General features: G+C 62.6%; 17 protein-coding genes. 12 read left to right on the forward strand and 5 right to left on the reverse strand.

The window, feature by feature from the left end; all coding sequences use genetic code 11:
- Positions 1 to 161: 161 nt before the first annotated feature.
- Together TSA66_RS04325 and TSA66_RS04330 are read right to left on the reverse strand one after the other, a co-directional pair.
- Positions 162 to 3,722: an indolepyruvate ferredoxin oxidoreductase family protein gene (locus tag TSA66_RS04325; RefSeq protein WP_040039128.1), complete on the reverse strand. Its 3,561-nt coding sequence runs from the start codon at positions 3,720 to 3,722 to the stop codon at positions 162 to 164.
- 199 nt (positions 3,723 to 3,921) lie between these two features.
- Positions 3,922 to 4,368 carry an Lrp/AsnC family transcriptional regulator gene (locus TSA66_RS04330; RefSeq protein ID WP_198358710.1) on the reverse strand — a complete coding sequence of 149 codons (447 nt, stop codon included), beginning with the start codon at positions 4,366 to 4,368 and terminating at the stop codon, positions 3,922 to 3,924.
- A gap of 119 nt (positions 4,369 to 4,487) precedes the next feature.
- Between TSA66_RS04330 and TSA66_RS04335 the strand changes: the two genes are divergently transcribed.
- The gene (locus TSA66_RS04335) at positions 4,488 to 5,120 is read left to right on the forward strand and encodes a LysE family translocator (protein WP_040039129.1); all 633 of its coding nucleotides are present in this window, start codon (positions 4,488 to 4,490) and stop codon (positions 5,118 to 5,120) included.
- A gap of 62 nt (positions 5,121 to 5,182) precedes the next feature.
- Positions 5,183 to 5,953 carry a substrate-binding periplasmic protein gene (locus TSA66_RS04340; protein WP_040039130.1) on the forward strand — a complete coding sequence of 257 codons (771 nt, stop codon included), beginning with the start codon at positions 5,183 to 5,185 and terminating at the stop codon, positions 5,951 to 5,953.
- A gap of 46 nt (positions 5,954 to 5,999) precedes the next feature.
- Here TSA66_RS04340 and TSA66_RS04345 read toward each other — a convergent pair whose 3' ends face one another.
- The 3 genes from TSA66_RS04345 to TSA66_RS04355 form a co-directional block, all read right to left on the reverse strand.
- Entirely contained in the window at positions 6,000 to 7,037 is a 1,038-nt protein-coding gene (locus TSA66_RS04345) for a GGDEF domain-containing protein (RefSeq protein ID WP_040039131.1), read from the reverse strand.
- A 350-nt stretch (positions 7,038 to 7,387) separates the two neighbouring features.
- A complete protein-coding gene (locus TSA66_RS04350) occupies positions 7,388 to 9,199 on the reverse strand; it encodes a PHA/PHB synthase family protein (protein ID WP_084199280.1) in 1,812 nt (603 codons plus the stop codon).
- Positions 9,200 to 9,284: 85 nt separating this feature from the next.
- The gene (locus TSA66_RS04355; RefSeq protein WP_040039132.1) at positions 9,285 to 11,420 is read right to left on the reverse strand and encodes a putative bifunctional diguanylate cyclase/phosphodiesterase; all 2,136 of its coding nucleotides are present in this window, start codon (positions 11,418 to 11,420) and stop codon (positions 9,285 to 9,287) included.
- 225 nt (positions 11,421 to 11,645) lie between these two features.
- Here TSA66_RS04355 and TSA66_RS25370 point away from each other — a divergent pair, with 225 nt between their 5' ends.
- The 10 genes from TSA66_RS25370 to TSA66_RS04410 all read left to right on the forward strand — a co-directional run bounded on the left by TSA66_RS25370 (position 11,646) and on the right by TSA66_RS04410 (position 22,342).
- Positions 11,646 to 14,567 carry a sensor domain-containing protein gene (locus tag TSA66_RS25370; protein ID WP_052452102.1) on the forward strand — a complete coding sequence of 974 codons (2,922 nt, stop codon included), beginning with the start codon at positions 11,646 to 11,648 and terminating at the stop codon, positions 14,565 to 14,567.
- Positions 14,568 to 14,821: 254 nt separating this feature from the next.
- Positions 14,822 to 15,661: a Crp/Fnr family transcriptional regulator gene (locus TSA66_RS04365; RefSeq protein WP_232429406.1), complete on the forward strand. Its 840-nt coding sequence runs from the start codon at positions 14,822 to 14,824 to the stop codon at positions 15,659 to 15,661.
- 886 nt (positions 15,662 to 16,547) lie between these two features.
- Entirely contained in the window at positions 16,548 to 16,766 is a 219-nt protein-coding gene (locus TSA66_RS04375; RefSeq protein ID WP_040039134.1) for a Flp family type IVb pilin, read from the forward strand.
- A gap of 220 nt (positions 16,767 to 16,986) precedes the next feature.
- Positions 16,987 to 17,532, forward strand: a complete 546-nt coding sequence (locus TSA66_RS04380; RefSeq protein ID WP_040039135.1) for an A24 family peptidase — start codon at positions 16,987 to 16,989, stop codon at positions 17,530 to 17,532.
- Between the two features lie 54 nt (positions 17,533 to 17,586).
- Positions 17,587 to 18,474 carry a Flp pilus assembly protein CpaB gene (cpaB, locus tag TSA66_RS04385; RefSeq protein WP_040039136.1) on the forward strand — a complete coding sequence of 296 codons (888 nt, stop codon included), beginning with the start codon at positions 17,587 to 17,589 and terminating at the stop codon, positions 18,472 to 18,474.
- A 28-nt stretch (positions 18,475 to 18,502) separates the two neighbouring features.
- Entirely contained in the window at positions 18,503 to 19,942 is a 1,440-nt protein-coding gene (locus TSA66_RS04390; protein ID WP_052452103.1) for a type II and III secretion system protein family protein, read from the forward strand.
- Between the two features lie 10 nt (positions 19,943 to 19,952).
- Positions 19,953 to 20,258 (forward strand): hypothetical protein, encoded by a 306-nt coding sequence (locus TSA66_RS04395; RefSeq protein ID WP_040039137.1) that lies wholly within the window; start codon positions 19,953 to 19,955, stop codon positions 20,256 to 20,258.
- A gap of 14 nt (positions 20,259 to 20,272) precedes the next feature.
- Entirely contained in the window at positions 20,273 to 21,496 is a 1,224-nt protein-coding gene (locus TSA66_RS04400; RefSeq protein ID WP_040039138.1) for a pilus assembly protein TadG-related protein, read from the forward strand.
- 4 nt (positions 21,497 to 21,500) lie between these two features.
- Positions 21,501 to 21,911 (forward strand): TadE/TadG family type IV pilus assembly protein, encoded by a 411-nt coding sequence (locus tag TSA66_RS04405; protein WP_040039139.1) that lies wholly within the window; start codon positions 21,501 to 21,503, stop codon positions 21,909 to 21,911.
- A gap of 2 nt (positions 21,912 to 21,913) precedes the next feature.
- A complete protein-coding gene (locus TSA66_RS04410; RefSeq protein WP_040039140.1) occupies positions 21,914 to 22,342 on the forward strand; it encodes a TadE/TadG family type IV pilus assembly protein in 429 nt (142 codons plus the stop codon).
- The last annotated feature ends 10 nt before the right edge of the window (positions 22,343 to 22,352 follow it).

Below are 22,352 nucleotides of genomic sequence, written 5' to 3' on the forward strand. Positions count from 1 at the left end.
CCAGATTTATTGTCAGACGCTTCGTCGGCTGGCGTGCCGGGGCACGGCGCGCAAAGAACCGTCCGCTAGCGGGTAGTGTAGCGACATTTATGGCGTGAAGGCACAGGTTCGCCCGCGCCCTGATGCGTTGCCGCATCAGGGCGTATCGGAGGTATGGGGCGTCAGGCCGCGTGCGGCAAGCCGGACTGCGGCGCGAATTTCTGCAGGAGCGCCTCCTGTTCCGCCCGGACTTGCCCGACCGCCTTTGCCTTCACATGGCCGAAACCGCGTATCTTCTCCGGCAAGGCTGCAATCTCCGCCGCCATTGCCAGATTATCCGCGCGCAGGCCATCGAGCAGCGACAGCACCGTCACCCGGTATTCGTCGATCAGGCGCCGTTCCATGCGGCGCTCGGCGCTATAACCGAACACGTCAAAGCGCGTGCCGCGCAGCTTCTTCAGCTTCGCCAGCAGCCGGAATCCGTGCCACATCCAGGCGCCGTACTGCGCTTTGACCGGGACGCCGTTCGCATCCTTCTTCGCGAACAGGGGCGGCGCGAGGTTGAACGTCAGCGTGAACTCGCCCTCGAACTGCTGCTTGAGCTTGTTGATGAACGTGCCGTCGGTGTACAGGCGGGCGACTTCGTATTCATCCTTGTACGCCATCAGCTTGAAGTAGGATTTCGCCACCGCGCGTGTGAGCCGGTCGCCTGCGCCCAGCGCGCTTTCTGCTTTGTGCACCGTATTGACCAGCGCTTCGTAGCGCGCCGCATAGGCTGCGTCCTGATACGCGGTGAGGAAGGCGATGCGGCGCGCGATCAGTCCGTTGAGCGTCTGCGGCATCTGCAGTAAGACCGGCTGCGCGGGCGTGGCGATGCGCTCCACCCGCGCCAGGTCCGCCGCCGCGCGCCGGCCCCACAGGAAGCTCTTCTTGTTCGATTCGATCGCCACGCCGTTCAATTCGATTGCGCGCAGCAAGGCCGCCTCCGACAACGGCAGCGCGCCTTTCTGGTACGCGAAGCCGAGCATGAACAGGTTGGTCGCAATCGCGTCGCCCATCAGCGCGGTGGCCAGGCGCGTGGCGTCGATGTAGTCGGCGCGCTCGGCCACCGATTCGTTGATCAGCGAACGTACCTGCTCGAACGGAAATTGCCAGTCCGGGTTCCTGGTGAAATGGCCGGTTGGTTGTCGGTGCGTGTTGATGACTGCCCGAGTGCGCCCTGCGCGCATCTTGGAAATGGCATCCTGCGCGCCGGCGGTCAGCATGTCGCCGCCCAGCACCAGGTCCGCTTCGCCGGTGGCGATGCGTTGCGCACGGATCGTGCCCGGCACGCGCGCAATGCGGATGTGCGAGGTGACCGAGCCGTTTTTCTGCGACATGCCGGTCATGTCGAGCACCGACACGCCCTTGCCTTCCAGGTGCGCGGCCATGCCGATCAGCGCGCCGATGGTGATGACGCCGGTGCCGCCGATGCCGTTCAACAGGATGTTGTACGGCGCATCGCAGGCCGGCAGCACGGGATCGGGCAGGGGGCCGAAATCGTCCTGTTTGGCGGTGCCTGTAGTCGATTTCCTCAGCGTGCCGCCTTCGACCGTCACGAAGCTCGGGCAGAAACCTTTCACGCATGAGTAATCCTTGTTGCACGACGACTGGTCGATGCTGCGCTTGCGGCCGAACTCGGTTTCGAGAGGCAGGATCGACGTGCAGTTCGACTGCACGCCGCAATCGCCGCAGCCTTCGCATACCGCGTCATTAATGAACAAGCGTTGCGCCGGGTCGGGATATTCGCCTTTCTTGCGGCGCCGGCGCTTCTCGGCCGCGCAGGTCTGGTCGTAGATCAGCACCGACACGCCTTGCACCTCGCGCAGTTCGCGCTGCACCGCATCGAGCTCCTTGCGGTCGTGCAGGCTGACGATCGCCGGCAGCGCCGAGCGGTCGGCATAGCGGGAAAGGTCCTCGGTCACCAGCGCGATGCGTTTGACGCCTTCGGCCGCCATCTGCTGCGCGATCATCGGCACCGACGTGATCCCGTCCACTGGCTGGCCGCCGGTCATTGCGACCGCGTCGTTGTACAGGATCTTGTAGGTGATATTGACGTTGGCCGCGATCGCAGCGCGGATCGCCAGATAGCCGGAATGAAAATAGGTGCCGTCGCCCAGGTTCTGGAACACATGCGGCACCTTGGAAAACGCCGCCTGTCCGATCCACGGCGCGCCTTCGCCGCCCATGTGGGTGGTGAGCTTGTTGTGCTCGGGGTAGATCGCGGTCGCCATCACGTGGCAGCCAATGCCGGCCAGCGCGAAGCTGCCTTCCGGGACACGGGTCGAGGCATTGTGCGGGCAGCCGGAACAGTAGAACGCCGGGCGTGGCGGCGTGTTGACCGCCTTGGTCAAGACCTTGTCCTTTGCTTCCAGGAAGGCCAGGCGCGCCTTGATCAGGTCGCTGGTGTGGAAGCGCGCAATACGCGCAGCAATCACGCGCGCGATCTGCGCGATCGAAAAATCGGCTTTCGGCGCCAGCAGCCAGTCGCCGCGCGGATGCACCCATTCGCCTTTTTCGTCGAACTTGCCGATCACGCGCGGGCGCACGTCGTCGCGCCAGTTGTACAGCTGTTCTTTCAGCTGGTATTCGACGATCTGGCGCTTTTCCTCCACCACCAGGATTTCATCGAGTCCCTGCGCGAATTCGCGCACGCCGTCCGGCTCCAGCGGCCACGGCATTGACACCTTGTAGACGCGGATGCCGATCTCGGCCGCCATCCTGTCATCGATGCCGAGTTCTTCCATCGCTTCCAGCACATCCAGATACGACTTGCCGGACGCGATGATGCCGAGTTTCGCCTTCGGGCTGTCGATGGTGGTGTGATTGAGCTTGTTGGCGCGCGCATAGGCCAGCGCCGCGTAGATCTTGTAGTCCTGCATCAGCGCTTCCTGCTTGCGCGCCTGGATGCCGAGCGTGTCGGTCGACAGCCGCGTGTTCAGCCCGCCTTCCGGCATCACGAAGTCGGTCGGATAAACGATTTTCAGGCGGAACGGATCGGCATCGACCGAAGCGGTCGATTCGACCGTGTCGGCCAGCGCCTTGAAGCCGACCGCGCATCCCGAGTAGCGCGACATCGCCCACGCATGCAGCCCGAGGTCGAGGTATTCCTGCACATTGCACGGGTATAGAACGGGAATCATGCATGCTGCAAAGATATGGTCGGACTGGTGCGGCAGCGTCGACGAATACGCGCCGTGGTCGTCGCCGGCCACCAGCAGCACGCCGCCGTGTTTGGCGGTGCCGGCATGGTTCATGTGCTTGAACACGTCGCCGCAGCGGTCCACGCCCGGGCCCTTGCCGTACCACATCGCGAATACGCCGTCGTACTTGGCCGGGCCGATCAGGTCGACCGTTTGGGTGCCCCAGACCGACGTGGCTGCCAGATCCTCGTTCACGCCGGGCACGAACCTGATGTGGTTCTGTTCCAGCAGTTTCTGCGCCTTCCACAGGTTTTCATCGAGGCCGCCCAGCGGCGAGCCGCGGTAGCCGGAGATGAAGCCGGCGGTGTTCAGTCCGGCGGCCAGGTCGCGCTGGCGCTGCATCAGCGGCAGGCGCACCAGTGCCTGGATACCGGAAATGAAGATCAGGCCGGAAGTCGAGGTGTACTTGTCGTCGAGGGAAACGGGGGCGAGGGGGGCGTGGGGCGTTGCGCCGGAGGCGGCAGACAGCCCAGCCGGGGTGGCTGCTGTGTCAGCTTGCATGATGTCTCCAAAGTTGTTGTTCGGATAGCAGCTTGGCTTGAAGCGCCGGGTAAGGCGGGGTGGAGCCAGGCTGCAGGACCAGGGGTAGCGGTCGTTACAGCGGTTCGGATGTCAAAACGCTATGCTGCAAGTTTATGTCGATTGCGCAGCCAGCGCAAACGGGAAATGGCGTGGAGGGCGCAAAACGCCCTCCATCGCCTCAAAGAACCGGCTTGATCGCCTTGCGCTCGATGCAGGACGACAGGATCAGGGACGTGGAGGTGATGCCGCAGCGCGTCAGTTCGAGGATCACTTTTTCCAGCTCGGATACCGAGGAAGCGACGACTTTGACGATGCTGCAGTCGTCGCCGGTGATCGAGTGGCATTCGATAATCTGCGGCACCTGCGCGGCCACCACCTCGACCGGCGTTTCATGGCTGCGCCGAGACACGCGGATGAAGGCAGTCATGCCGTAGCCGAGCGCGGCCGGATTCACGCGTGCGTGATAGCCCTCGATGACGCCGGCCGCTTCCATGCGCTTGACCCGCTCGGCTACCGCCGGCTGGCTCATGTGGATGCGCCGCCCGATTTCGGCCAGCGTGGTGCGGGCGTCGGCCTGCAGGATTTCCAGGATTTTCCCGTCCATTGCGTCGAATTCGATTTTCACGGCATGCGCTCCCTATTTCGATGAAATCAAAGGTTAACTGAAGATTTTTCCTTGCATTATCCATTCAAACACGTGTTTGTGATGCATACACTATTCACAAATCAACAAGGGAGCACGCAATGAACTGGGACACTTACCTGATTTTTCTCGTGACCACTGCGGTGGTGTGCCTGACGCCCGGGCCGGCCGCGCTATTGATCGTCACGCAGGGCATCTCGAACGGCCTGCGGCGCTCGTACTGGGCGGTGGCCGGCATTGCGCTGGCCAACGCGATCTACTTCGCGCTGTCGGCCACCGGCATTGCGGCGCTAATCGTGGCCAGCGGCACGCTGTTTTCCATTATCAAATGGGCCGGCGTCGCCTACCTGTTCTATCTCGGGATCGCCGCCATGCGCAGCAAGGCCAGCGCGCTGACAGTGAGCGCTAACGCCGCCCATGCCCTTAGCGGCCCGCGCGCGTTCTGGCAAGCGGTCGTGGTCGAGCTGTCCAATCCGAAGGCATTGCTGTACTTCGTGGCGCTGCTGCCGCAGTTCGTCGACCCGGCCCGCTCGGTCGGCATGCAGATGCTGGTGTTCGGCGCGACCACCATCGCGCTCGACCTGATGGCCTACAGCCTGTATGCCTGGCTGGGCAGCACCACGCAGCGCTTTACCGCCAATGCGCGCTTCGTCAAGGCGAGCAACCGCGCCTCCGGCGGGCTGCTGATGATCGCGGGGGCGATGATGGCGACGGTAAAGCGCGCGCTGCACTGACGTTGGCGTTTGAATGGGCGGCTGCTATAGTCGATGTACGTTCCTTCCAGCGTCCATCGAGTATGAAGTCTGCCGCAGCCGCCCTGTTTTTCCTGTCGATCCCGGCGCTGTCGTCGGCCGCGCCTGCGCCGGCGGCCCCGATTACCGTGGCCTGGCGCGACAAGGCGCCGTACCATTACATGGAAAATGGGGTCGAGCAGGGCTTTCTGCTCAAGCGCGCGCGGCAGGTGTTCGACAGCGCCGACGTTCCCTCCCAATTCGTGGAAGAGCCGGCCAAGCGCATCTGGTCCAACTTTGCCGGCGGCGCGTCTTCCTATTGTTCGATCGGCTGGTACAAGTTGCCGGAGCGCGAAGCCCTCGTGCAGTTTTCCGAACCGTTCCATACCGACCGGCCGCACACGCTGCTGGTCGCGCCCGATGCGCTCAAACAGGTGCGCTCGCACGGCAGCCTCGCTTCACTGCTGACCGACCGCGGCTTGACGCTGGGCGTGGTTGATGGCGTTTCCTACGGACCGCAACTCGACGGCATGATCAGGGCTACGCAGAATCAGGTCGACCGCAAGACGGTCAGTCCGGCGTTGATGACGCGCAGCGTCGCCGCCGGCCGGGTATCCTTCATGTTCATCGACCGCGACGACTACGAATACGTGCGCGAACGCGACGACGCCATGCGCGCGGCGGTGCAGATCGATTTCCCCGACATGCCGCGCGGGTTGAACCGCTACATCGTCTGCAGCAAGGATGTGCCGCACGAGGTCATGGCAAGGCTGAACCGCGCAATCGAGAAGCTGCGTGAAGAGAAAAGACCGTCAAAAAGGGCGGACGCCCGCTGAACGCGCGACGGGCACGGCGCAATGCGCGCCGGCCGCCGGCTGAAAATCAGAAGAATTCGACTTCGTCGTTCGACACTTCCGAATGCAGCAAGCCGCTGCTGACGAGTTCGTCGTAGTGGCACACGCGGTTGCGGCCGTTTTCCTTGGCGTAGTACAGCGCCTGGTCGGCGTGCCCGAGGATGACGACCGGCGATTCGTTCGAAATGCTGGCAAAGCCCACGCTGACCGTCACCTTTCCCACCTGCGGGAATTCATGCTTTTCGACGTTGGCGCGGAAGCGCTCGAAGATATGGCGCGCCTGCTCCAGGGTGGTCGAGCGCAACAGCACCACGAACTCCTCGCCGCCGAACCGGAATACGCGGTCTTGCGAGCGGAACGACGAGCGCAGCAGGTTGGCGACCAAAATCAGCACCTCGTCGCCGTACAGATGGCCGAACTGGTCGTTGACGCGCTTGAAGTGGTCGATGTCGACCACTGCCAGCCACTGGCCGATGCCGTCGGTGTTGTGGTGGCGCCGGTCTTCCTGGTTTCCCGGCGTGACATCGGAGCTGCTGCTGGCCAGCAGCTTGGAAAATTTTTCGTCGAAGGTTTTCCGGTTGAGCAAGCCGGTGAGCGAATCGCGCTCGGAGTAGTCGAGAATGTTCTGGTAATTGCGGTACACGCACATGATCCCTTCGATCATGTGCAGCGTCTCGCCGCTGTACGGCGCCGAATTGATCACCTCGATGCAGGTGCTGACCTTGTCGTTGAGCCAGACCGGCAGCCACAGGATGTGATCGCCGGCGGCGCTGGTCTCTTCCACGCAGGTCTTGCGGTCCTTGATGCTGTCGACCAGCGTCGGATACTTGCTGATCGCCTCGCCGGAATGATCGGCCGTCAGGCTGTCCTCGACCGACACCACCTCGCCATCCTGGATCCACACCCGCGGACGGACGAACAGTTCGTCGCGAAAACGGAACAATTCGTGCACCCGCACCTGCTTGGCGCCGACCAGCTCATGCAACGCCGACGCCACCGAGCTATCCAGCAGCGCGTGGTCGCGCTGGCAGGTGATGTCGATCAGGTGCTTGAGCAGCGCTTCCATGATAGTTACGCTCCCCGACTGTGCGGCAGCATGACGCCGGCCACATCGGGCCGGAGGAGGGTACTGGGCGGGTTCAGCATGGAAGGGTTTTATCGAATCCGTAAGTGCGAGGGCTTTGTCTCAGTCCTGTTTTTTTGCGCCGCACAAGACGGTCGGACAGGTACTATTTTTTATTTCATTTAGGCTATTTTTTCTATTCTATCCCGAATCGGTAAAATTTTTGCATGCTGTCTCATTTACGCCATGCAATGCGTTGGCCAGGCCGCCCGCGCACAACCGCAGGCAAGAGCGTGCAATGGGGGACCCTCTCCTGCGCGGAGAGGGCGTTAGCCTGCTTGCGCTTCAGCGCTTCAGCGCTCCAGCACGTAACTGCCGGGCGCGGCCATCAGCGGCGCATATCCCTTGTGCGGCGCGCCCATGGTCGGCGGCGCGCTCTGGCCGCTCGCATGCCGCTCCAGCCAGTCGACCCAGGTCGGCCACCACGATCCCTCGATCTGGGGATTGGACAGGAACCAGGTTTCTGGATCGATGTAGTTGGTGCCGGACGGGCGGTGCGCCACCCGGTAGTGCCGGCCCGTGTGGCCGGGCTGGCTGACGATGCCGGCGTTGTGCCCGCCATTGGTGAGCAGGAAGGTCACGTCGGGGTCGGCGATCAGGTTGATCTTGTAGACCGACTTCCACGGCGCGACGTGGTCGGTCTCGGTCGCCACCGCGAACATCGGCGCGCTGATGTCGCCCAGCGAAATCGTCCTGCCGTTGATCTTGTAGCGCCCCGCGAACAGGTCGTTGCGCAAGAAGAGCCGGTGCAGGTATTCACTGTGCATGCGGTAGGGCATGCGCGTGGCGTCGGCGTTCCACGCCATCAGGTCGGTCAGGGTCTGGCGTCCGCCCAGCAGGTACTGCCGCACCACCAGCGACCACACCAGGTCGTGCGAGCGCAGCAGCTGGAAGGCGCCGGCCATCTGGCGGTTGTCGAGATAGCCCTGCTTCCACATGATGTCTTCCAGATAATTCAGCTGGCTGTCGTCGATGAACAGCATCAGTTCGCCGGCCTCGGTGAAATCGGTCTGCGCGGCCAGGAGCGTGATCGTGTTCAGGCGTTCGTCGCCCACCTGCGCCATGTAGGCGGCGGCCATCGACAGCAGGGTGCCGCCGATGCAGTAGCCGACCGTGTTGATCTTCTTGCCGGGCACGATCGCCTGCACCGCGTTGAGCGCTTCCAGCACGCCCAGGCGCAGGTAGTCTTCCATGTCGAGGTCGCGGTCGTGCTCGGTCGGGTTATGCCACGAAATCATGAACACGGTATGGCCGCGCTCGACCAGGTATTTCACCAGCGAGTTGTGCGGTGACAGGTCGAGGATGTAGTACTTCATGATCCAGGCCGGCACGATCAGCACCGGTTCCGCATGCACTTCGGGCGTGGCGGCGGAATACTGGATCAGTTCGACCAGGCGGTTGCGGTACACCACCTGGCCCCTGGTGAGCGCCACCTGCTTGCCGGGCTGGAAATCCTCGGTGCCCAGCGGCGGCTTGTCGCCGACGCTGCGCTCCAGATCCTCGATGAAATTCATGGCGCCGCGCAGCAGGTTGCGCCCGCCTTCGCGCGCGGTCGCATCCAGCACTTCCGGATTGGTCGCGATGAAGTTTACCGGCGACACCATGTCGAGCAACTGGCGCGCCACGAACGACACCACCTGTTCATGATGCGGCGACACGCCGCCCAGTCCGGTGGTGACGTTGTGCCACCACTGCTGGTGCAGCAGGAAGCCCTGGTAAATCAGGTTGAACGGCCAGCGCCGCCACGCCTCGTTGCGAAAGCGTCGGTCTTGCGGCAAGGGCTCGATGCAGGGTTCGGTCTCGGCGTTGCTCAGTACGTGCGCCGCATAGATGTTGAAGCGGGCTGTCTTGCGCACCGCCTTTTCCGCCAGGCGCTGCCACTTGCCGGGTGACTCCGCAAGGTGCAGCGCCCAGTCGGCATACGCCAGCGCCAGGCTCACCGGCGACAGGCCGCCGGTGACGCGTCCGGTGGTGGCGTGCAGCAGGCGGTCGATGGTGGCCGGCGGCTCGATGTCGGGCACGGTCCACGGCACTTGGGCGAAGTGCGGCGCTGCGTGCTGGCCGGCGGGGCTGTCGGCGTTGAAGAGGGGACGGGCTCTGTCCATGCTTTTCTCCAGGCGGGGAGGCCGCGCCGCTTACGGCGAACTCCCCGATCGTCGGGATGAACACGGTGCGGCATTGTGGGTGGGCCTAATGTAATCCGGCATGGCGGTACCACTCCGCGAACTGTGCGCCGGGCATTGGCCTGGCCAGATAAAATCCTTGCGCGCAATGACAATGGTGCTCCTGCAGGAACTGGAGCACTTGCTGCGACTCCAGCCCTTCGGCCACCACTTCGATGCCGAGCGAATTGCCGAACGAAATGGCGGCTTCGGTCACCGCGGCGCTCGCTTTGTCGTGCGGCAGCGCCATGATCAGCGTATGGTCGATCTTGACCCGGTCGAACGGCAGCCGGCTCAGCCGTTCCAGGGGCGAGTGGCCGACGCCGAAGTCGTCGAGCGTGATGCGCACGCCCAGCGCCTTGAGACGGTCGAGGGCGGCCAGCGTGTAGGGCGTGCCGCCATTCAGGGTGCGGTCGCTGATTTCGATCCAGAGGTGGGCCGGATCGATCGGACAGCGCGCGATCTGCTGCAGGATCGCATCCGGCAGCCCGGCTTCGCGCAGCTGGGACGGCGACAGGTTGATGCCGATGTCGATCGCGGGCAAGCCTTGCTGCTTCCACTCGTCATGCTGCGCGCAGGCGGTCTGCAGCACCCAGTTGCTCAGCTCGTCGAGGAAACCGCTTTGCTCGGCAATCGCCACGAACATGTCGGGCGACATCGTCACGCCTTGCGGCGTCGGCCAGCGCAGCAGCGCTTCGGCGGCGATCACGCGCTGCGTGGACAGGTTCACCATCGGCTGGAAATACAGCTGCAGGCTCTGGTGCGCCATGCTTTCGTGCAGGCGGTGCTGCAGCTGCATCGTGTCCGGCTGCATGGTGCCGTTGTTGCTGTAAAAGCGGTAACCCGCCTTGCCGTGCTGCTTGACGTCATACATGGCGGCGTCGGCATGCCGCACCAGCGTCTCGATGTCGGCGCCGTCGCGCGGATACAGGCTGATGCCGATGCTGGGCGACGAATGCAGCACCAGGTCGCCGATGTGATACGGCAGGCTGAGCTGGTGCAGCGCATGGGCCGCCGCATGCACCGCGCCCTGCGCGGCGTCGAGCTGGGTGAGGGCAATCAGGAATTCGTCGCCGCCGATGCGCCCGACCGTGTCCTGCGCGCGAAACGCGCCCTTCAGGCGCAGCGCAACCTCCTTGAGCACTTCGTCGCCGATGTGATGGCCGTAGATGTCGTTGATCGGCTTGAAGCCGTCGAGGTCGACGAACAGCATGGCGCACATCTTGCCGTTGCGGTGCGCCGCCGACAGCGACTGCTCGGCCAGTTCGAACGTCAATGCGCGGTTGGGCAGGCCGGTCAGGCGGTCATGCTGCGCGATCAACCGCACCTGTTCCTCGCGCTCCTTGTGGTCGGAAATGTCAATGTGGGTGCCGACCATGCGCTGCGGCTGCCCCTGCTCGTCGCGCTGGATCTGCGCCTTGGCCTCGATCCAGCGGTAGGAGCCGTCGCGATGCTGCAGCCGGAACTGCACATGGTAGTCGGTGCCGCCGCGCTTGAGCTCGGCTTCCAGCCCGGCCAGCACGCGCGCGCGGTCGGCCGGGTGCATGCGCGACTCCCATTCCTCGTAGCGGTTCGGCAGCTCTTCGTCGCGATAGCCGAGATGGCGCTTCCATTGCGGCGAGAAATACATGTCGTTGCTGCGGATATCCCATTCCCAGAAGCCGAGCCCGGCAATCTCGGTCGCCAGCCGCAGCTTGGTTTCGGCGTCGGCCAGCCGCTTCTGGGCCTGTTGCTGCCCCGTCATGCGCGCCTGCCATTCAAGCGACACGTCGCTCAGCATTTCGATCGCCCTGATCGTGCGGCCCTGACCATCTTTCACCGGAGACGCGGCGACGCGCAGGCAACCGCGGCTGCCGTCGCTACGCACATACAACATTTCTTTCGAGTACACCGTTTCGCCCTGCAAGGCCCGCGCCATGGGATATTCGTCAGGAGTATAGGGCGTGCCATTCTCATGGATCGCGCGATAGCGCGCCGCCTCGTCATTGCTGTGGTGATCAACGGCAATCGGATTTCCCAGTAGCGCCGCTCCGGCTCGGTTCATGAAAAGCAGTTTCCCCGACCCGCTTTCCGCCATCAGGATGCCAGCAGGCACTTGGTCCAGGATGCCCGCCAGTTCCCGGTAGCGGGCCGGGATGTCACGTACGGTTTTGTCGAGGAACATGGCGCGTCATGCCCAATGGATTGTCTGGTAATAGACATGAAAAAAGTTGCTCGGTTTCGCCGCGCCGCAGCAAAGGCAGCGCGGTCTGCGTTACGTCATATAGATGGTTGTTTTGCTTGAGTGATCGGCGGTTGCAAAACGGCGGTCGGGATTTCCCCGCGAAACTTGGCCGGTGCAACGATGTCAGATCGTTATCTGTGTGCACGCGGCGGTGACGACCCATTCATGAAACTTTTGTTCCAAGAGGCACAACAGGCTGAAAACCTCTATCGCCTGATTCTCGACAATGCCCTCGACGCATTCATCGCCATCGATCAGCAAAGCCAGATCCTCGACTGGAGCGTGCAGGCGGAAAAAACCTTTGGCTGGAGCAAGCAGGAAGTGCTTGGCCGCCCGCTGGCCGACACCATCATTCCGCAGCGCTACCGCGCCGCCCATCTGGAAGGCGTCCGGCGCTACCTGGCCCACGGCAGCGGGCGCTTCCTGAATCGCCGCGTCGAAATTTCCGCCTGCCACAAAGACCAGCACGAAATTCCGGTCGAACTGGCGGTCACGCCGATCCGCACGTCCGAGCGGGTGATCTTCTTTGCTTCGCTGCGCGACATTTCGGAGCGCCGCGCACTGGAAGACGAAGTACGCCGCCAGGCCAACATCACCCGCTCGATCATCGACAGCATGGCGGCCGCGGTCGCCGTGGCCGATCCGTCCGGGCAGCTCGTGCTGGTCAATCCGGCCGCGCAGCGCCTGCTCCATCTCGAACCGGCCGACCATGCGCCGGAACAGTTCTTTCATTCCTTCCGCCTGCTGCAGCCGGATGGAAGGACGGAATACCCGGAGAGCGAGCGGCCGATGGCGCGCGCGCTGCGCGGCGAAGCGGTCGACGGCTTTCTGGCATTGGTTTGCCACGACGCCTCGCCCGACGACGTCTGGGTCAGCTGCAATGCGCGCCCGCTGGTCGACGAGCGCGGCGCGCCGGCCGGCGGCGTGGTGGTGTTCCATGACGTGACCGAACTGCGCCGCCGCGCGGAAGAGAGCGCACTGCAGGCGCGGCGCCTGCAGGAGCAGGCCAGCCTGCTCGACCTGGCGCATGACGCGATCATGGTGCGCACCATGGACGACGTCATCACCTACTGGAACCGCAGCGCGGAAAAGCTGTACGGCTACAGCAAGGACGAGGCGACCGGCACGGTCAGCCACGTACTGCTCAAAACGCGATTCCCCACGCCGCTCGAGCGTATCCGCGCCAACATGCGCGAGCAGCACTACTGGGAAGGCGAGCTGATCCACTTCAGCAAGGCCGGCAAGGAAGTCGTCGTGTTCAGCCAGTGGGCGCTGGAGGTCAATGAGTCGGGGCCGTCGCGTTACCTCGAAATCAATACCGACATCACGCAGGCCCGGCAGACCGAGCGCGCGCTGCGCGAATCGCAGCAGGATTTCCGCGCGCTGGTGGAGGCGTCGACCGATTACGCCATCGTGATGATGGATCCGGACGGAGGCATCCTGAGCTGGAATTCCGGTGCGCAAATCATGTTCGGCTTTTCGGCGCAGGAAGCCGTCGGCCAGAATGCCGCACGCCTGTTTACGCCGGAAGACCGGGAGGGCGGCGAGCCCCAACATGAGCTGGACGAAGCCAGGAACGTCGGCCGCGCCGAGGACGAGCGCTGGCACCTGCGGCGCGACGGCACGCGCTTTTGGGCCGCCGGCGTGGTCACGCCGCTGTGGCACGACGACGGCACGCTGCGCGGCTTCGTGAAGATCATGCGCGACCAGACCCGGCGCCACCTGGACGAGGAGCAGACGCAGTTCCTCGCCAATCACGACGGCTTGACCGGCCTGCCGAACCGCGTGTATTTCAGTAACCAGCTGCACAAGGCGATCGCGCTGTCGGAGCGCAATGACGTGCCGCTGGCGGTGCTGCTGCTCGACCTGGATCGCTTCAAGCAAGTCAACGACACGCTCGGCCATCACGCCGGCGACCTGCTGCTCAAGGAAGTGGCATTGCGCATCCTGTCGTCGGTGCGCGAAACCGATTTCGTCGCGCGCCTGGGCGGCGACGAATTCGTGATCATCCAGAAGGATGTCACGCAACCGGATGCGTCCGAAACCCTCGCCAGGAAGCTGATCCTCGAAATGGGCCGGCCTTACCAGATCGATTCGCACGAAGTCATCAGCGGCACCAGCATCGGCATCAGCCTGTATCCGGGCGACGCGCACAACTCGGTCGACCTGATCAAGCGCGCCGACCTGGCGCTGTATCGCGCGAAAAGCGCGGGACGCCATACCTATCAGTTCTACACCCCCGACCTGTTTGCCGCGCAGGCCTGGAAGAAGGACCGCGAGGCTGCCCTGCGCAGCGCGCTGCTGCACGACCAGTTCGAGCTGCATTACCTGCCGCAGGTCGAACTCGACAGCTGGAAGATATCGACGGTGGAAGCGCTGCTGCGCTGGAAGGCGACCGAGATGGAGCTGGTGCTGCCGCAGGACTTTTTGGACATCGCCGAAGACAGCGGCTTGATCGTCGAGATCGGCGAGTGGGTGCTGCGTCGCGCCTGCCGGCAATTGCGCGAATGGCAGCTGCATGGCTTGAGCGAGTTGAGCCTGTCGATCAACTGTTCGGCGCGCCAGTTCCGCGATCCGAAGTTCGTCACCAAGATTCCCTCCATCGCCGATGACGCCGGAGTCGCTTACTCCAGCCTGGAGCTGGAAGTGCCGGAAGCGTTGCTGGCGCAGCATCCGGAAATCAAGGCGCAACTGACCGAGCTGCGCGCGCTCGGCATGCGCGTGACGATCGACAATTTCGGCACCGGCGCCACCGCGCTGGTGGACTTGAAGGATTTCCAGATCGATGCGCTGAAAATCGACAAGGCCTTCGTGCAGCATTTGCCACACCGGCGCGAGGATTCCGCCATTGCCTCGGCCATCATCAGCCTGGCCCACAACCTCGGCATCAAGGTCGGAGCCGGCGGCGTGGAAACAGCGGAGCAGCTGGCGTACCTGAAGGCGCGCGACTGTACCAGCGCACAAGGCTTCATCTTCAGCCCGCCGCTGCCGGCGGACAAGATCGAGGAACTGATGCTCACTGGAAGTTGGTCACGCATTAACCGCTGGGGAGGCAGCGAGGCAGCGGGCGTGCCGGACCTGCATTAGCAAAATGCCATCGTGTGGATGCGCACATGTGGCATGCCGGCGTGACATATCTCGGAAATGTCCTACGCGGATCGTTGTTTCCCTGACGGAGATTTTCAGCCGCATGCGGATGGTGGAACGGGCACGGGATTGCGATACTGCTGCATCGGGTTGCCGACGGTGCGCGTCGCTCTGCGGCGTGCCATCGATAACCCGGCATCGGCATTCCGCTATCTCACCCCTCTCTGTCCAATCAGAATATCAGGAGACCCGCCTTGCACAATCACATCGCTGATTTTTCCTCCGTATCGGTCAACCCGGCGATTCTTGCCGACACAGGCTTGCAGCGCACGTCCAGGCTCTGGTCGACGCTCAAGGAAGTATGCAGCCTGCTGCGCATTCCCGACGATGCCTCCTACGGGCAGCACGACACGCTGTTCCAGCATGTGCAGTTCAAGGCCGGCCAGCGCATCCATACCATCGGCCAGCCGTTCGACATGCTGTATGTCGTCAACTCCGGTTTCCTCAAGACGGTGGCCATCGATGTGTTCGGCAACGAGCAGGTGCTCAGCTTCCCTATGAAGGGCGATCTGTTCGGAGTCGACGGCATCCACGGCAAGCGCTACGAATCGGAAGCGGTTGCGCTGTCCAACTGCGACGTCATCCTGCTGCCGTTCAAGAAGTTCACGTCGATCGGCAAGGTGCATCCGGAGCTGGAAACGGCGATCTATTCAGTCATGAGCCGCGAGCTGATCCGCGAACAGGCCATGGTCAGCATGCTTGGCTCGCTGTCGGCAGAAGCGCGCGTGGCCCGCTTCCTGGTGAACCTGTCGGAGCGGTTTGCCGAGATGGGTTACTCGGGGCGCCAATTCAATCTGCGCATGACGCGCCATGAAATCGGCAGCTATCTTGGCCTCACGCTGGAGACGGTCAGCCGCACGCTGTCGGCCTTCAATGAAATCGGCTTGATCACGGTCGACCAGCGCGCCATCGAACTCAAGGATTTCTCCGCGCTGCGCACGCTGCGCCGCCTGCCGCCTTCGCGCGGGCGCGCCAAACAACTCGCCGCCAATGCCCTTGCGGCGAGCCCGGAGGGGCAAGTCACGGCGGCTTGATAGAGTGCGCCGCTGGTCGGCGCACGCCCGTGCGCCATGCTTCTCCATGAATTGCTGCCGGGGAGCGACACGACCAGCAGCGATGTACCGGTGACGACGATGACAATTTCAAAGTTGCCGCCAATGCGATTCGGTGACTTCGCAAGGTGTGCCTGCGCAGGGGAGGACGGCCTGTTTTCGATAGAGAAGCGAGCGTTCAACGTCATAGGCAGCACGTGCCTGCCGCCCCGCGTGTAAATTTCCTGCTGAGCCTGGCCTGACACCGCGCAGGTTTTCGGTCAGTGCCGGTGCCATTCGTTGCACAGGCTGCCATGCGCAGCCGGAAGACCAGGCCAAGCTTCTCGTCTTGGTCTCGCTGCACTCACCATTCATCGCGTCGCAGGCACATCTTTCTGAGTGCAACAAATGATTTGCTAGTTTTTCTCGCGCAGGCATTGCAGGTATTCGCAGCTTCGCCTTCTTCAACCTTCGCAGGGCATCCTTGCTCGCGATGCGCGTGCGCTCGAATCCAATGGAACCCCGACAAATTGATGAATGACGCCGTGCTGTCGCGCTACATGTCGACACGCGTCCATATCCATGATGAGGCATTGAAAATACATGTCTGCAATTAAATAGCGCGTATAAGAATTTCGTCCAATTTCATGTTTTAGCCCGCCAGTAAAGGCTAAAACATGTATCGCGCGTATCCTTTCTTCTCTTCCAAGGCACGAATTTTTCCTCCAGAAAATGTTGATCTGGGTCATTCTCTTTCGCATCTAAAGCGCGAAGAATGAAGACGTACCTGATGCAAGCACAGACTCATTAGCTTGCACTGAAGCTCGTGCTTCATCGGGGCCGGAGCCCGGCGCCATGCGTCGGATTTGTTAGACAACAGGAGAAAAAAATGAAGAAACTGATGACTGCAATGAAGGCCTTTTGGAACGATGAAGAAGGCGCCACCGCCATCGAGTACGGCCTGATTGCGGCGTTGATCGCCGTGGTGATTCTGGCTGCCGTATCGACGATCGGCACAAATCTGAACACCGTGTTCGAGAAAATCGGCAAGTGTATCGGCGGCGATAAAGCGAGCTGTGGAATCTCCACGCCTAGCACTGGCGGCTAATTCACGCAGCGATCTTCGAGCGGGGTCGCATCTCGTTATGTCGATCCCTAACCCGTTCGGGCGAGGTCATCTCACGGAGGATGACATCGCTTGAGCGCGGCGCGAGGTCCAGGGAGCTAAGGCAGGGCGAAAGATTTTCTCCTTGGCTGTTCATATAAAGCGAAAGATGGCTGCGCTCGTGCTTGTTCCCAACGAGCCATCTCGATAGAAGAAGAAAAAAATGGAAATCAGCGCAGCACGCCTCATCATCCTGGCCGGTGTCATCGCCGCCAGTGTGTGCCACGACATTCGTGCAAAAAGAATCCCTAATCGCGTGATTATTTTCGGCGCATTGGCGGGCCTGGCGAGCAGCGTTCTGCCGGGCTCCATCGGGCTGGCGCAATCGCTCGGCGGGCTGGGAATGGGACTGGCGATGTTAATGCCGCTGTATGCGCTGCGTGCGATGGGCGCCGGCGATGTGAAGCTGATGGCGGTCGCTGGCGCGTTCCTCGGTATCGAGACCACTTTTTTCTCCGCATTGTTTGCCTTTGCCGCAGGCGGCTTGCTGGCGCTTGTCTACAGCGCCTATGCCGGCGCGTTCGGGCAGACCATGCGCAACTTGAAAATGTTCATCTTTCACTCTGCAGTGCGCGTGGCTGGCGGGCGCCTGCCCAATGCAGGCGACATGGCGCTCGGCGGGGAACGCATGCCGTATTCGCTGGCCATCGCAGGCGGTGTTGGTACGTATTTGGCAGTCCGTTTTTACACCGCGGGTGTGCTTGTTTAGCGCCCGTGGGCGGCTTACCGCGCGCAGTCCCGGCGCAAACGAAAGGACGAGAACATGAAGAACGCAAGAGCATTGGCCATGATCGGCGTGTCGGTCGTGGTCGGCCTAGGGGCGGTGCTGACCGCCGCACAGTGGGTGGCGCGACAAACGGCCATCGCAACCTCAAAGGTGGTGGTGGCATCGCGTGACCTGGATGTGGGAACGCGCTTGTCGCCGGTCGTTCTGCAAGTCGTGGACTGGCCCGCATCGAGCGTGGTGAAGGGAGGATTCACCGATCCCAAGCAACTCGATACACGCGTTCTCAACACCAATATCCTGCGCGGCGAGCCTGTGCTTGAGACCAAGCTTGCTCCTGTCGGAAGCAAGGGAGGACTGTCGGCCGTGATTGGTGAAGGCCGGCGCGCGATGACGGTGAAAGTGAATGAAGTGGTTGGCGTCGCAGGCTTCGCGCTGCCCGGCAACTACGTCGACATCATGGTCAACGCCGAGGACGCGCAAAAGAAGACGGTCTCCAAGATCGTCCTGGAGCAGATCCTCGTGCTGGCCGTCGCGCAAGAACAGGTGGTGCGCGAAGAGGCCAAGGCCAAGGTCGTCAGCGCGGTGACGCTCGAAGTGACGCCGGAACAGGCCGAGAAGCTCGACCTCGCGCGCAGCATCGGCAACCTCTCGCTGGTACTGCGCAATCAAGTCGATCGCAAGCCCGCCGCTACTGCCGGTGCGCGCGCCAGCGATCTGCTGGCCGTGGCTGCGGTGCCCGTCGCTGCAAAGCCAGAGCCGGCGCCGGTTCAACGCGCAAAGCCGGCCGAGCCGAAGGAGGCGCGCAAGGTGGTGCGCGCCGCGGCAGTCATCAAACGGGCGCCAGGTCCGCAGGTGGAAGTCATTCGCGGCGTCACGCGCGCCAATGTCGAAGCAAGCAAAGTAGAAGCAAGCAGCGCCGAATAACGGCGGCGAACAAAAGGGGAATGCAACCATGATGCAAACATTCAGACCAATCGCAGCGACGGGGAAATGCCGCCGTATTGCCGCACTGCTGATGCTGCTCGGCGCGACGCCCGCGTATGCCGCTCCGGCGGCGAAACCTGCAGCCGCCAAGCCGGCCGTTCCGGCCGCATCGGCGCCGCAGCCGACCGACATCGCGCCGCCGATGCAGCTCACCGTCGGCAAGTCGACCTTGTTGCGCTCGCCGCAGGAAATCAGCCGCCTCTCTGTCGGTAATCCCGATACAGCCGACGTGGTGCTGCTCAATGCGCACGAAGTCTACCTGCTCGGAAAACATACCGGCGCGACCAACGTCTTCCTCTGGTCCAAAGGCGGCCGCACGACGGTCGTCGACGTGACCGTCGGCGCCGATACCGCCGGATTGAAGAGCCGCATCAACCAGCTGATGCCGAATGAAACGGGCATTAACGTGGATGCGGCGGGCGACTCGCTGGTGCTGAGCGGCCAGGTATCGGATTCCGTGAAGGCGCAGCGCGCCGCGCTGCTGGCGGAGCAGTTCACCGGCAAGAAGGTGCTGAACTTGCTGAGCACGACAGACGTGCCGCAGGTGATGCTGGAAGTGAAAGTCGCCGAGGTATCCAAGTCGCTGATTGACAAGTTGGGCGCCCAGTTCAGCGGCACGCGGAATGCGGGCAATTTCACCTACTCGCTGCTGAGCGATTTCCTGTCCCAGGCGGGCGGCGCGCTCTCCATCGCGCAAGGCGCGACGCGCCTGACGTTGGACGCCGAAGCCAAGAAAGGCTTGGTCAAGATTCTTGCCGAGCCCACCATCATGGCCATCTCCGGGCAGGAAGGCGCATTCCTCGCAGGCGGCAAGATTTTTATCCCGGTGTCGCAATCGTCATCGACGGGCGCCACGTCCATCACATTGGAAGAAAAGGAATTCGGCGTTGGCCTCAAGTTTACGCCGACGGTTCTCGAAGAGGGGCGCATCAACTTGCGCGTGACGCCGGAAGTGTCGGAGTTGTCGCAGGTTGGCAGCCCGTTCACCACCGTCAATGGCGTCACCAGCATCCTTCCGAGCATTACCACCCGGCGGGCATCCACCACGGTGCAGCTCAAGGACGGACAGAGCTTCGCCATCGGCGGCCTGATCAAGAACAACGTGAATGAAGCCATCAAGGCCTTCCCCGTCCTGGGCGAGGTGCCGGTGCTTGGCGCACTGTTTCGCAGCAGCGAATTCCAGAGCGACCGCACCGAGCTTTTGTTCGTCGTGACGCCGCGCCTGGTCAAGCCGCTCGATCCGGCCTACAGCCTGCCGACGGATAAGTTCGTCCCGCCGAGCCGTGCCGAATTCCTGCTGCAAGGCCGCATGGAAGGCAAATCGGCTTCTGATGACAAGGCGCCCGAAAACCGGCCAGCTCCGCAGGACGCTGCGCCGAACACCCAACGTGGATTCGAAGTTAAGTAAGGGGACTGCTATGACTCAGCGAACAATCATCGGGCTGGCCCAACTGGGCACGGCAGCCCTGATCCTCGGCGGATGCGCGCATCCGCAATACGCCACCGACGAAGCCTTCGGCGACTCGGTGCGCGCAGCGCAGGCGCAGCAGACGCTCAACCAGGATGCCTCGCGCAATACCGCACCGATGACGGGACTGGACGGCGCCGCGGCCAAGGCCACTGTCGATCGTTACCAGAAGAGCTATGAAACGCCGCCGGCGCCGGTGAACGTCTTCACGATCGGCGTGGGGGGGGCGAACACTTCCGGCAGCGGTCAACGTTAACAGGCGTCGGCATCATGAAAAGCAGCTCCGTACAGTTGTGCAGGCAGAAAGGCGCCATCGCTGTCATGACTGGCATCACCATTGTTGTTTTGATCGGGATTGCGGGCCTGGTGCTCGATCTGGCGCATCTGTACATCGTCAAGACCGAGCTGCAAAACGCGGCGGACGCATGCGCGCTGTCCGCCGCGCGCGAGCTGTCCACCATTAACGGAAGCACGGTCATGCGGGCCACGAGCGCAGGCATCACCGCCGGGCAGCGCAACCGGGTAGATTTCCAGAGCGCCGTACCCGACATCCAGGACGCCGACATCACGTTCGGCGCCAACCTCGATGCCGATGCCAACGGCAAGCTGCTCAACTTCACGCGTAGCGCCGATAAAAATACGCAATACGTGCGCTGCGCGCCGCATGAAACGCAGGCGATGAGCGTGATGACGTGGTTCATGAGGGCACTCGGCAAATATGAAAGCAGCATGACTGCCGAGGCGACTGCCAAATATCCAAAAGCAGCGCCGTATTGCGGCGTTCCGCTGGCGGTGTGCACCAAGAACGTCGCTGCCGCCAACATGAATTTCGAGGTCGGCAAGTGGTACTCGGGGCGCCTGGAGGCCGGAACTGCGGAGCAGGGAAATTACGGCTGGATTCGCTTCCCGAATCAGGATACGGGAACGGATGCCTTGTCGGAGATTATCGCCGGGGACGGGCAGTGCGATCTTTCCAGCGCCACCGTGGTATTCCAGAACACCGGTGTGAGCAACGGCGCGGCCAAGGCATGGAACACCCGCTTCGGGCTGTATGGCTCACCGTACAAGAAAGATGCGGCGAACATGACGGCCTACAAGCCTGATCAGACCGGCTGGTCATACCAGAATCCGGTCGAAGGCGGCGTGTACGACGACTTCGTGAGCCGGCATGACAATCATGTGTCGTACGATCCGGCCAATATCATTGACAGCAAAGGCAAGCCGGTCGATTACCCCGGCACGCCGGCGATCGCCTCGCACAGCGATCTGGTGACCTATGGCTCAGATCGGCGCATGGTGTCGATGCCGATCATCGACTGCGATTCCTGGTCAGCCAAGAAGGAAATGCCCGTCGTCGGCTGGGCCTGCAGCTTGATGGTCGCGCCGATGGAAGATGCGAACGGGCAGATACGGCTTGAGTTCCGTGGCATTGTCGGAAATGGCTGCGGCGGCGCGGGCGGCGGCGTTGTCGGTTTCCCAAAATTGGTGAGGTGACGCGATGCGGTCCACATCTACCCAGCGTGGTGTCGCGGCGATCGAGTTCGCGCTCGTTCTGGTGTTCCTGATCCCGCTGGCGTTCGGGATCACGGAGCTGGGGCGCGCCTTCTACCAGTACAACACGCTCGTCAAGGCGACGCGTAATGGCGCGCGTGCTCTCGCGGCGGGCCAGACGGTAAACATCGACAGGATGACAGTGTACGGAAATCCGGAAGGCAGCGGGGCTCCTCTGGTGGACGGACTGTCGCTGAGCATGGTCGACATTCCGCCGGAGCAGACGGTGGCCTATGAAGGCGGCACCATGAAGGTGGTAACCGTCTCAATCCATGGATTCAAGTTCGTTTCTCTAGTGCCAGGCGTGATCGGAGATATCGAGTTTGGCCCGATTAGCACATCGATGCGGCGGGGATAACAATGAAATTCTTCCACGAGCAGAGACGTCAGGACGGGGCCGCCATCGTCGAATTCGCGCTGGTGCTGACCGCGTATTTGTTGCTCCTGCTGGGGATTATTGAAATCGGACGCGCGCTTTTCACCTATAACTCGGCCGCGGAGGCGACGCGCCGCGGCGCGCGCTTGGCCGTTGTGACGAAACCGGCCGACTTTAACAGCGTTGTCGTCCCTTCCATGCAGGCGATCATGCCGGACCTGAAAGCGGAAAACGTCGCTGTCCGATACGCGCCGGCTGGCTGCACGACACAGTGCGAGTATCTTGAACTGGGCATTGTGAATTACTCGATGACCTTGTTCTTCTGGCCGGTAAGTTCGATCTCTTTTCCCGGCACTGAAGCGAATCCCGGATTTAAAACGGCGCTTCCGGTAGAGAGCCTGGGCGACAACTAACAGGAGGCAA

The sequence above is a fragment of the Noviherbaspirillum autotrophicum genome (assembly GCF_000818395.1).
GTDB lineage: Bacteria > Pseudomonadota > Gammaproteobacteria > Burkholderiales > Burkholderiaceae_D > Noviherbaspirillum > Noviherbaspirillum autotrophicum.